This is a genomic window from Bradyrhizobium sp. S3.2.6 (assembly GCF_040546885.1).
GTDB lineage: Bacteria > Pseudomonadota > Alphaproteobacteria > Rhizobiales > Xanthobacteraceae > Bradyrhizobium > Bradyrhizobium cytisi.
Window position 1 is genome coordinate 88283 of the sequence record NZ_JBEPOS010000025.1, and the last position, 11827, is coordinate 100109.

General features: G+C 61.2%; 7 protein-coding genes. 4 read left to right on the plus strand and 3 right to left on the minus strand.

The window, feature by feature from the left end; all coding sequences use genetic code 11:
* Positions 1-73: 73 nt before the first annotated feature.
* Both ABID58_RS31590 and ABID58_RS31595 read right to left on the minus strand, forming a co-directional pair.
* The gene (locus tag ABID58_RS31590) at positions 74-643 is read right to left on the minus strand and encodes a TetR/AcrR family transcriptional regulator (protein WP_354036802.1); all 570 of its coding nucleotides are present in this window, start codon (positions 641-643) and stop codon (positions 74-76) included.
* 174 nt (positions 644-817) lie between these two features.
* Positions 818-1789, minus strand: a complete 972-nt coding sequence (locus ABID58_RS31595) for a helix-turn-helix domain-containing protein (protein WP_354036803.1) — start codon at positions 1787-1789, stop codon at positions 818-820.
* A gap of 276 nt (positions 1790-2065) precedes the next feature.
* Here ABID58_RS31595 and ABID58_RS31600 point away from each other — a divergent pair, with 276 nt between their 5' ends.
* From ABID58_RS31600 to ABID58_RS31615, 4 genes are all read left to right on the plus strand, one after another.
* Positions 2066-3556, plus strand: a complete 1491-nt coding sequence (locus ABID58_RS31600; RefSeq protein WP_354036805.1) for an MFS transporter — start codon at positions 2066-2068, stop codon at positions 3554-3556.
* Between the two features lie 675 nt (positions 3557-4231).
* Entirely contained in the window at positions 4232-5473 is a 1242-nt protein-coding gene (locus ABID58_RS31605) for an aldehyde dehydrogenase family protein (RefSeq protein ID WP_354036806.1), read from the plus strand.
* Positions 5470-7122, plus strand: a complete 1653-nt coding sequence (locus ABID58_RS31610; RefSeq protein WP_354036808.1) for a thiamine pyrophosphate-binding protein — start codon at positions 5470-5472, stop codon at positions 7120-7122. Before ABID58_RS31605 ends, ABID58_RS31610 begins: the two co-directional genes overlap by 4 nt.
* A gap of 21 nt (positions 7123-7143) precedes the next feature.
* Positions 7144-10779, plus strand: coding sequence for a LodA/GoxA family CTQ-dependent oxidase (locus ABID58_RS31615; RefSeq protein WP_354036810.1), 3636 nt, complete (start codon positions 7144-7146; stop codon positions 10777-10779).
* 208 nt (positions 10780-10987) lie between these two features.
* Here ABID58_RS31615 and ABID58_RS31620 read toward each other — a convergent pair whose 3' ends face one another.
* The gene (locus ABID58_RS31620; RefSeq protein WP_354036812.1) at positions 10988-11677 is read right to left on the minus strand and encodes an IclR family transcriptional regulator; all 690 of its coding nucleotides are present in this window, start codon (positions 11675-11677) and stop codon (positions 10988-10990) included.
* Between the last annotated feature and the right edge of the window lie 150 nt (positions 11678-11827).

Here is an 11827-nt window from a genome sequence, read left to right on the forward strand (position 1 = left end):
GGAGCCTGCAATCGCGCCGATAATTTCGGAAGCGTGCTGCGGGCGCCGGCTTTTGCGGGCAGGCCGCCGTACTTCAAACGGCTACGAGAAGCTCGCGCGCCTTGAGCGAGGGTTCAAATGCTTCCCATGCCTTGATGGCCGCGTCGCGCTTGCCGCACACATAGGCCATCGCGGTCGCTCCTTCGACAAGAAGCATGATCCGCGTTGCCAACCGCTTGGATGACGTAATGCCCTGGTCGGCCAGGACAGAGGCGATATATCGTTCCATGTCACGCTTGTAACGAAGCACCACGCGACGGACCGCGGAATTTCCGTCGTGAATTTCGCCTGCAACGTTGTTGAACACGCAACCTTCAAAATTGGCACGACGAAACCATTGATCATGCCAAAGGAATATCGCTCTCACCTTGCCGCGCGGGGAGCGGCTGTTGTCGACAAACGCCTTCAGGGAATGCATGGAGCGCCGCGCGCACTCCTGGAGGGCCTCGACGATCAGCGATTCCTTGGATCCAAACTGATTATACATCGTCATTTTCGTAGCGCCGGACTCCGCGATGATGCGCTCGATACCGACGGCTTGAATGCCTTCGAGCTCGAACAGGCGGATGGCCGCTTCTAGGATTTTTTGTCTCTTCGACTGCATTGGACAAGAATGGTTTGGTTTCGTTAGCTCAAGACTAGAGTAAGAGCGCGCCAGACGCCATAGTGGGCCTGGAGCGTCTCCGAGTGCCCTGCGACGGGGTATGGGTGTGCGTCCGGAAGGAAGACGGCGGGCGCGTTCCGACGAGACATTCTCACCGTTATGCCGCTCTCGCAGTCAGTAGCTGCGGCGCTTTTCCGGGAAGGTCTTCTGAAAGCAGGCCCGATAGCGCGTCGGGTTGGTCGCTAGATGCGCGCGAAAGTGATGCCGTAGCGTATCGACCGAGCCGAACCCCGACATCTCGGCAACCTGTTCGATAGAGGCCCGCGTATCCTCGAGAAGCATCTTTGCATGGTTCATCCGCTCGAGCGTAATCCACTCTCCCGGCATGGTGCCCGTTGCATCCATGAACCGTCGGATGAAAGTCCGGCGGGACATGCGCGCCCGCTCTGCCAGCCTATCGATCGCCAGGTCTTCTTCGAGGTTCTGCTTGATCCAGACTAAGAGATCGCCCATGGCATTGCGCACCGGCCGCGTGCGGCGCGGAATGTACTGGGCCTGACCTCCCTCCCGATGAGCTGGAACGACCAATCGGCGCGCGACATCGTTGGCGGCGCGGGTCCCGAAATCACGCTCGACGATGTGAATACAAAGGTCCAATCCGGCAGCGCGGCCCGCAGAGCTCAGAATGTCCCCATCGTCGACGTATAGTACGCTGGAATCGACTTCAATATCCGGATACTTCCGCTTGAGCGCCTCGGCCTGAGCCCAGTGCACCGCCGCGCGCCGCCCCGACAACAGGCCCGTCGCCGCCAGCACGAACACACCTGCACAGATCGTCGCAATCCTGGTGCCGCGGGCATGCGCCGCCCTTAAGCGCTGAAGAATGTTGCGCGGCGGCAGCGCGTCGATATCCTGCCATCCCGGCACGATCACGGTCTCTGCATCGTTCAGCGCATCCAGCCCTCTGCTGGCTTTGATTTGAACGCTGCACGAACTCGATGTCATTCCGCGCTTTCGATCGCCGCAGACCGCCACGTCGTACCAGCCGGGTCCCATGTTGGGCAGGCCAAAAACCTCCATGGCGATCCCCAGTTCGAAGGTGTTGACCCCGTCATAGGTCAGAATAGCGATCTTCCGGGAGTTCATGCCAGGTCACTGCGCGGTTGACACGATATTCATCATAATCGGCATTCGTGCCAGTGGTCAATCGAGCAGCACCGCGTCAGGATCATCCGCAAATATGTTGCTCGGCACTGATCGCGTGCGGCGCACGTTCACGCGCGACCAACGCTCGGCGCTGCGCATAACGCCAGCCGGCGAACGGCGAGACCCGGCAATGCATCGGGCGTCGAGGGCAATCGAAAGTATTCGCAGACGTCCTACCAACAGCAATCTGACGAAACCGCAGCCAGGGAGCTCCCAATGAAACTCGCGTCGCCGGCCGACCAGAATGCAGCCCAGGGACAGCTCGTTGGCGTTGGCCTTGTCCAGGTCCCCAGCGAGCCTGCACGTGATCGCTGGTACTCGCTAGCGGTGCTGGTATCGGGGATATTCATGACGACCCTCGACCTGTTCATCGTCAACGTCGCGCTGGAGCGCATCCGGCAGAATCTGCATGCGAGTCCCGCCGATCTGCAATTGGTGGTGGTCGCCTACAGCGCGGCCTACGGCGTGTTTCTCATGAACTGCGCACGCCTCGGCGACCTATATGGCCGAAAGCGGTTGTTCCTGATCGGAACGGGCGTCTTCACCGTCGCATCCGCCATGTGCGGCGTCGCACCGTCAGCGGCGTTCCTGATCGCTGCGAGAGTCCTGCAAGGCATAGGCGCAGCGCTCCTGATGCCGCAGATTCTGGCGACCATCCGTGTGTTGTTCGAAGGCGAGGCGCGGCCGAAAGCCTTTAGCATCATGGGTATCGTCCAAGGCCTGGCTTCACCGATAGCGCAGATCGGCGGAGGCATGCTCGTCACCTACGACCTGTTCGGCCTCGGGTGGCGCCTCATCTTCTTGATCAACGTGCCGGTCGGCCTGGTGATGCTCCTGCTCGGCTCAATGTGGATCATCGAAACCCGAGCCCCGGTTCCCGCTCGGTTGGACGTCAAGGGGGCGATCATCCTTGCCTCGGGTCTTCTGATCTTGTTCGTTCCGTTCCTTGAGGGCCAAGATCACGGCTGGCCGTGGTGGTCGATCGTTCTCCCCCTCAGTTCGGTGGCCATCTTTTATCTGTTTGCGCGCTTCGAGGCCGCACTCGTGCGCCGGGGCCAGGTTCCGATTTTCGATATCACCATGCTGTCCAATCGCCGCCTGCTCGCCGGCGTGATCGGCGTATTTTTGTTCTTCGCCTCCATCAGCTCCTTTTTCCTGTCCCTGACATTGCTCCTGCAAGCGGGCCTCGGCTACACCCCTCTGGTCGCCGGGCTGATCTTCACTCCTACCGCGCTCGCGTTCATCACCGCCGCGCGTCTCAGCCCCGCTATCGTGCGCCACATGGGCGGCCGATCCCTGCTGCTCGGCGTCGGCGCCTTCTTCACCGGTCTCACGCTGTCCGTACTCGTCGCCTTCATCGTCCCGACCAGCGCGCCGCTGTTGGTAGCTTCGTTGATCTTCAATGGTTTCGGCCAGGGCCTGACCATTCCGCTCGCGCTCAACGCCAACCTTTCCACGGTTCCCGAAGCGCAGGCCGGCATGGCCTCCGGTATGGTCGGCACCATGCAGACATTGGGAGCGGCGTTTGGTGTAGCGATCGTCGGCGTGATCTTCTTCGCCGACTTATCGGAACCACTTGCACTCACACTGGAGGCCAAGAGCTACCACTACGGACACGCTCTGGGCAGGGCGACCTATTTCAACTTGTTCGCAACGGCGCTGAGCGCGCTTTGCTTTCTCTACCTCACCCGCACAAAGCGAGCCTGAGAGCGGACCGCGGCACGCGCGCATAGAGAAGGCACTCATGACAGCGCGCGATGCGACGCGCGCGATATATTTATATGACAGTCAGCGGATGAATTTGTGTCACTCGCTCTCATCGCGGGCCTGATGCACGACAAAGCAGCAATGTGCTCCGCCCGATTGGGATTTCCGCGCCGCTCACCCGAGCAAGAGACAAGGATATTCATGCTGCAGCCACACGGTCTCGCAGCATTAGATGTGCAGCGAAGCACGGTGCGATTGGAAGCATCATTGCATTCTCTCTTTGATTGAACATAGCGCCTTGACTCTAGGCATTGCCGCCATAAAGTTAGACTGACCGGTCGATATAGATCCCTTCAAAAAGCAGAACCGGACTGCAAATCAGATCTCTTATCAACGAATCGAAGCAAGCCTGTTCCGAACAACGGATGGGCCGGCGGCGGCGTGTTTTGGTCGCCGACAGACGTGCCATGCGACGATAGGTGGACGATGCATATTGGTTGGCGCAACAGGTTCAAGCCACAGGCGCGGCGCGCAATGCGTAGCGCTGGGCGGTTAAGCTCATGGCATTTATCACTACGGATGATCGATGGAATCTCGCGCTACGCTGCGCAGTAGCACCCGACATCTGACGAAGACCGCGTTCGAATCCCCTGGAAACAGCGAAAGGGACTATCCATGAATCGTCTCAATGATGCCTTCCCTGCGGTCGACAATGTCGCAACCGCGCCTCCGATTCTCGAGACCGACCGACTGGATGCGATCGACAGGCTTCGGGACTATCTGCGTTCCGAACGAGCCGCGGTCCTGGACATCCTCACCGAGACGGCAACGTTCCAGGCGGCCGAAGCCGAGATCCAGGCGTCCGAACGCGCGTTGTCGGGCGCCGCGGATGAAGTGATCAACAATCGCCCGAAGACGCTGAACCATCTCGCCGCCTTCATGCCGTCCAATGTTCTGCTCTACTCTTACGTCCTGTATGCTGTCGTTCCATCACTATATATTCGCAAGATCTCGCTGCGACCGTCGAGCTATGTGAAAGAGCCGATGGAGCGGCTGCACCGGCTGCTCGCCCCGCATCATCGATTGCCGATCGATGTTGTGACCTACGAGCAGAAGGTCTTCGTCGAACGGGTCGCGCGGGACGCGGATGTCGTCGTGTTCACCGGAACGTTCGGCAATTCGGAGAAGCTGCGAAAATCGCTGCCACGCGAGCAACTGTTCGTCTTCTTTGGGCAAGGAGTGAACCCATTCATCGTTGGCCCCTTGGCGGATTTCGACAAGGCGATCCGCGATCTCATCCAGGTCCGGCTGTTCAACTCGGGGCAGGATTGCATGGGTCCTGACGCCATCTTCGTGCCGAGAACCCACAGCACCGTCTTTCTTGAAAGGCTTCAGTTGGCGCTGGAGAAGCTGAAATTCGGATCGCGCAAACATGCCGACGCCGATTACGGGCCGCTGTTCTACGGCTCGGCGCTGGATGAAATCTCCAAATACCTCCTGGAGAACGAGCAGCGGATCGTGCATGGCGGTGCCGTGAGATACTCCACGCGGCACGTGGAGCCCACGGTTATCTTTAGTTCGCTGCACAATCGTGCCGACATCGTCGAGTTCTTTGGGCCGATCTTCAACGTCATCGCATACGACACCCCGGAGGATCTCGTCCGCGAGTTGTCGCTCGACATCTACACTGAACGCGCGCTGGGCGCGAGCGTCTACGCTGTGCCGGAGATAGAGGACTTCCTGCGCAAGCGGCACATGGTGTCCGTCAACTGCACGCTTTTCGACATCGAGGACGGCAACACGCCGTTCGGTGGCTATGGCCGAATGGCGAACTACGCGTGGCGGAACGGCGATCTCCGTATCGAGCCGATTCTGCTGTCGCGAACCATCGCCCGCATGGTGGGGCAGCGGCCATGAGTCAAGCGCTGGCGGCGTGGACGGAGGTCGCCCGGTTCATCGAAGCCTCCGGCACCAATCCGGTGTTCGGAATTCCGGGCGACGACCTGAACATCCTGAAGGCACTGGAGGGGCGCAACATCACCTTCGTCGTCGCCAAGGACCAGCGGAACGCGATGTTCATGGCGACCGGCTATGCGCTGGCTTCACGCAAGTTGGGCATCTGCATCGTTGGCAAAGGACCGGCGGTCACCAACACGCTAACTGGTGTGCTGGAAAGCCGCGCCTCGTGCGCGCCTGTGGTGGTGGTCGCGGTCGGCACGGCACGCCATCGCCTCGGCGCGCGCGCGTTCCAGGAGTTCGAGCAGACCGCCGTGATCAGACCGCTGGTGAAGTGGGCGTACCGGATCGAGCATGCGAGCCAATTGCCGTGGGCGATCCAGCGGGCCGCCTTCCTTGCCACAAATGACAGCCCGGGGCCGACCTATATTGAAATCCCGGAAGACCTCGCCGACGTCACGGCGACGGGCATCGCGTATGATCCGCCGGTCCGACATCATCCCCATCTGTCCGCCTCGGCTGCCGCGGAGGTCGAGAGGTTCATCAGGCGAGTGGAGCGGCCGATCTTCCTGCTCGGTGGCGGCGCGCTCGATGGAAGCAGGACGGTCGCCTACGAAGAATTGGCGGCCAGAGTTGGCGCTGCGGTGTTCACCACCGCATCGGGCCGCGGCGCGGCCAACGAGCGGCATCCGCTGTTCTGCGGCCTGGCCGGCCTCTACACGGCAAAGCCCCTGCGCGAGCTATGGGAGCACTGTGACGGCCTGGTGAGCTTCGGCAGCCGCCTGGAGGAGACAGCCACGTTACTCCTGGATTCCAGGCGCCTTCACGGGCGGGTACTACAGATCAACATCACGAGCGAGGAGATGTCGACGGCGTACTCCGGCCCGAAGATTGTCGCCTCGTGTGACGGCATCACCGATCGGCTGTCGTGCGATGATACCTTCGGCAGTCGGCCGGCGTGGTCGGACCAGATCCGGCGCAGCAAGGCCGCCGCCTTCCAGACACGAACTGCCTCCGTCGAAGAGGGCAGGCAGAGCGACGCTATTTTGCTGCCGGCGCTGATGGAGCAACTCGAAGCCGCGCTGCCGCGCGACAGCATTCTGGTGCAAGAGAACGGCCTCCTCGACATGTGGTCGTATTTCTATCCGTCCTTCACGCTCGGCGCCGACCAGCGATCCATCGTCCCGAGCGAACAGACCAGCCTGGGCTTCGGCGTCGCCGCAGCGATCGGCGCGAAGGCCGCGAGGCCGGATCGGCCGGTCGTCGCACTGGTGGGCGACGGCGCCTTCAATATCGCCCGCGCCGACCTGTTCACGTCGATCGATTACGGCTTGCCGGTCACCTACGTCGTGCTCAACAACCAGGGCTTCGGCTGGCTGGAGTATCAGTGGCGCAAGCACGGCTTCGAGAGCACGCGGTTCGGTTTGGAGAGCAGCTTCGCCACGATCGCACGGGGCATCGCGCACCTGCCCGTGGAGAATATCGGAAATTTTCGCAGTCAATTCGCCGCGGCACTCCAGCTCAGCAGCCAGGGGCAGACCGCGATCGTAGACGTGCGCGTGACCAGCCTCCAGCCCGCGCCGGGCGTCGAGGATTTTGAAAGCACCTAGCACCAACCGAGGAGCAAGGATATGGCAGGAACAGCGAGCACCGGCTACCCGTTCTCGAAGGTTCATAGCTGTCGGATTCATCCGGGCATCGGAATCGCGCGAGTTGGCAACAGCCCGGACAGCTTCTATGTGGCCGCGGACACTCTGGAGGGCGCCAAGAATGCACCGGCCGGCGGCTACAAGGATTCGAGCGGCCGCGTCCGGCGGCAGGCAGCTGTTTTCCAGCTCTATGGCTACGACAAGGATGGCAATAATCTCGGCGAACTGCCGCTGAAGCCGGCCGGCGACGAACCCACGGTCGAAGTCGAATGGAGCGCTCATCTCGTCAACAAGAAGGGCGCCTCGCATCGGTTCCATGATGGCCTTGCCAGCAACGCGCCACCGCGGCTGCGCAACAGCAACGGGGCTTCCCATCAGTACCCAGACACGCGCGCCCCCGACGAGCGCACCGAACTGATCATCGATCCCGGCGCGCGGACCATCTCGTCCTCGGGTGCATCCGTCAATCCACGCTTCGACACCGGCGCATTTCTTGGCATGCCCGTTTACCTTGGCGAGCTCCAGGTGGACGAGGATGGACGGCTGCTGGTGCTTGGCGGCCTCGGGCGAGCGGGATCAACGATTCCTGACAATCCGATTGGCGCTGACGCGCGAAGCACGGACTACTGGGCCAACAACGATTACTGGTACGACGACGTCTCGGATGGCCCGGTGTCGGCGGCCGTCACACTGCCCGACGGACGCCGGATCGAGGTGTCCGATCCCAAGGATGCGGCATGGGTGGTGGTGGGGCCACCGAACTATGCGCCGTCCATTGATGCACTGGTCACGCTCTACGATGTCGCGGAGGAGATCGCGATCGACGCCGGATGGCTCGCGGAGAGGACCGATGTCGACAATGAGCGCCTTCAGTCCCTGCTCTCCCGCATGGACAATATCGGGTGGGTGAACAATGACGCTCGGAGGGGCCATAAATTCTCGTTCGCGCATTGCCAGTCCGCTGCCGAGCGCGCTCGCATTTTCGCGATGCTGCGCAATCCGACGGCGGAAGGCAATGCCGCTGTCAAGCAGGCCACCGCGCGCTATATGCCGCCGCTCTACGGCGATCGAGGGCCCGGCCAGCCCGGCGTTCCGGCGAGCTGGTTCTCGCTGCTGCCGCAGCAGTATCGCCTGCTTGAAAAATGGAAGCACGCGACGACCGCCACCGCTGAAGCAGCGGATCAACCACTGCAACCGCCGGCGAGCCAGACCTCGGACGGGCGCGTGAGTGAGTTGCAGCGGGTGGTGCTGGACCAGGCAGTGGGCGGTCCGTTCGCACCGGGGGTTGAGGTCGGCCCACTGGCCAAGGACCCCGCCACCTATGCCGGTGCCTTTCGGATCAACCGCGGTCCGATCAAAGCCGGTGACCTGACGTCGAGCCTGAGCGTGCCCTGGCAGGCCGGCCTCTATCTGCGGCGCGGAAACTGGTGGCCATCCGCGCGGCCTGACGACGTCATTCCGCAGCAGGTATTCGACGAGGTCAATTCACTGTGGTCGCCGGGAGGCAAAAGCGTCCGCGAGGGCCTCGAAGGGCGGGTGAAGTGGGACCGGGGATTGGGTGTCAGCACGCTGCTGCGTCGGCCTTGGCAGAACCCCGCCGCGACGCGCGATGATCCGCGAGACTCGGCGCGGCGCGGCGCCGACGACATGATTCGCTACTGGCACGAGCTCGGCTTCGTCCGGCGGATCCGCTCCGCCAGCGGCGAGGACGTCCATGTGGAGACCGAGCGCCTGCCATACGCGGGTATGGACATCCGATATCTCTTTCATACGCTGCTTAACCTGGAGGACCACCGCGGCTGCCTCGGCAAGGCGCAAGAGTATGTGGAGAGTGTTCTGCAGGCAGCGCGCGACGTGCAGAAATTGCCAAGCGCGTTCAATTTCATGAACAATGTCCGGCCTTTCCGGTACTCGGAGGACGTGTTCGAAGCGCGCATGAAGGATATCTATGACGATTGCATGGAGTTCGGTCTGACCGAGAACGGCAGGCCCTACAACGCTGCGAACGAGGAGCACAACCCCTACTTCTTCACCCGTGAGAACGTCATCGAGCGCGTCAAGCAGCTCACGCCCTTCAATTTCCTTGACGGGGCCTGGCTGCGCAACGTGCACCGCATGGGACCGATGGATGAGGTGAACTCGACGCTGTTCTCGATCTTCAACGAGGAACTCGGCGACGGCGAGGTCTCGCAGAATCACGCAAACGTCTACCGCGACCTCTGCCATTCCTTCGGCTTCTATCCGGCGCCCGTGGCGAGTACCGCGTTCGCCTTTGATCCCCAGTTCCTGGATGCCGCCTTCGAGAGCGCCACATTTCAACTCGGAATCTCAGAGTTTCCGAGCCTGTACTATCCCGAAATCATTGGCATGACACTCTGGCTGGAATGGACTGCGCTCGAATTGCACCGAGCTGCCTCGATCCTCGAGAATGTCGGCCTCAGTTCCAAGTTTCATCGTCTCCACATCGCCATCGACAATGCCGAGGACGGACACGCTGGGCAGATCCTCCGGGCGGTGAAGATCTATCTCCACAACGTCATGCTGCATGGCGGAGACGAGGCGGTGCAAGCGCAATGGTCTCGCATCTGGGATGGCTACGTCGCTTACGCCCTCACCTTCGCCATCCTCATGCAGCAGATCATCCATGTCCTCAGAGAGCCGGGCACGGTCGAGGATCAATTGCTGCAGTTGATCAGCTCGAAGAAGAGTTACGGACAATATAACCACGGCACCAAAAAACTTGGCGGCGTACCGATCAACCAGTTCTTCAACGATCCGAAAGCGTTCCTCACTGGCCTGATCGAACATGGCTATATCGTGCCTGGCGATCCTGACGGAAGCCGCTTCTTCAAACTGCTCGAGTTTGAAGGCGCCATGTTTCGAGTATTTACCGAGGCCGAGATCAAGCTATGGCGCGACTGGGTGCAGGATGAAGCGCCATCTTTCAAGCAGCGAGACCGGCAGCGGCCCAAATCCCTGGACGAACGCCGCCTCGATGAGGCATGCCGAACCAAATTCAAATTCGTAGCGCGGATTGCCGGCGAGCGGTTTGGAAGCCTGCGGCAAACCGCGTCGCCGCGGCGGGTGTTTCTCTGGCTTGACGGCATCGACAAGGCGCATCGCGCAGGAAGTGGAAACGGAGCCTCGCCTCACAAGGAGCTGGTCCAGGCCCGCGCAGTCATCACGAAATACGATACCTGGCTTGCCTGGGCGATGGTGCGGTCCGTCTATCACATGACGACTCAACTGCGCGTCACTGATCGGCAGTCCGGGCAGGACGATCTCGTGAAGGCCCTATTGGATATTCGGGACGCATCCGACTTTTCGGTGGCCGCCGGGCGCTTTCTGCACTTTCTCAAGGCGAAGCTCGCTAGTTCAGCGAATGACGAAGTGCTGTCCGAGCTGGAGGCCAGTCCGGCCGGTCAACTATTCGACGCAGTTCCCCCGGGCTGCGACGGCAACACCATTCGCACGTTGTTGTCGGCCTGGATCGGACAAGGCATGCCACTGCCGAATGTCGCCGACAAGAACCCAAAAGCGCTGCGGCTGGAAGCGACCGTCGAGGAGGAGGAGTTTCATCCAACAGGTATCGCTCTCGGATATGGTGCAGTTCATTAGGGCCAAAAGGCACGCGGTGGCACGAAGTATGGAGCAGACGCTTTCCACGCCGACGCTCGCGGCAATACGAGGGTCAACGTTGGGCGCCGATTCACACCAACCCGGTCGATGGGACGAGGATCGCACGATCGTGCAACGGCCTGGTTGTCGGCTGACGCACGGTGAGATCGTCAACAGTGCCGACTCAAAGCAGACATTCGCGTAGTCGCTAACTTTCGCTCGCGGGCAATAAGCTCGCCAAGGCCTTTGCTTCCGATTTAAGAGCGTCGAGCGCGGCCTTCCGAGCGTCCGCATCGAAACGAGTCCTGATAGTTGAAACCGAAAGGGCCCCGCGCAGCTTGCCGTGCACGTCCGTCAAGGGCACGGCCGCAGCAGCAACCTCCGGATCCCGCTCGCCGATTGAAACATAGAACCCTCTGTCCCGGACCTTCTTGCCTTCGGCGCTTGTCGGCTCGCCGTATGCAGTGAGGACTCGCCCGGCGGCGCCGCGGTCAATCGGCAATCGCTGGCCCTCTTCGAGGTGATGTCGAACTGAACGCGGAGAATTGACGCGGTAAAGGCAGATGCGTTCGTCGCCATCCGCAACATAAAAGGACGCAGTCTCCCCCGTTGCCTCAACCAGGCGACGAAGCGAAGGCCGAATGACTTCGCTAAGGTCAACGCCGCGTTGATAAAGCGCACCAAGTCGCGATAGCTCCGGTCCCGGCCGAAACAGTCTGTCAGCGCCCCGAACCAGGAAGCTGTCAGCCTCTAACGAAGAGGCCAGTCGCAACACCGTGCTCTTGTAGAGGTCGGTCGCTTGCGAAATTTCAGTCAGCGTCATCGCGGCGCGTTGCGCGCTGAAGGCTTTCAGGATTGCGAGCGCCCTGCCGACCGCGTCTACCCCTGTCTTGCTCATGCCAGCTCCAGTTCTGCTACGTAGAACTATTGTACGAAATCCGCTCCAAAATCTACTAGACGACCGATTCCATGAAACCTGCGTGGTGGAGCGGGTTGAATTGGTGGAACGGACGGGTTGTTGGCGGATTCCTCGTTTGCGGTCGGCGAA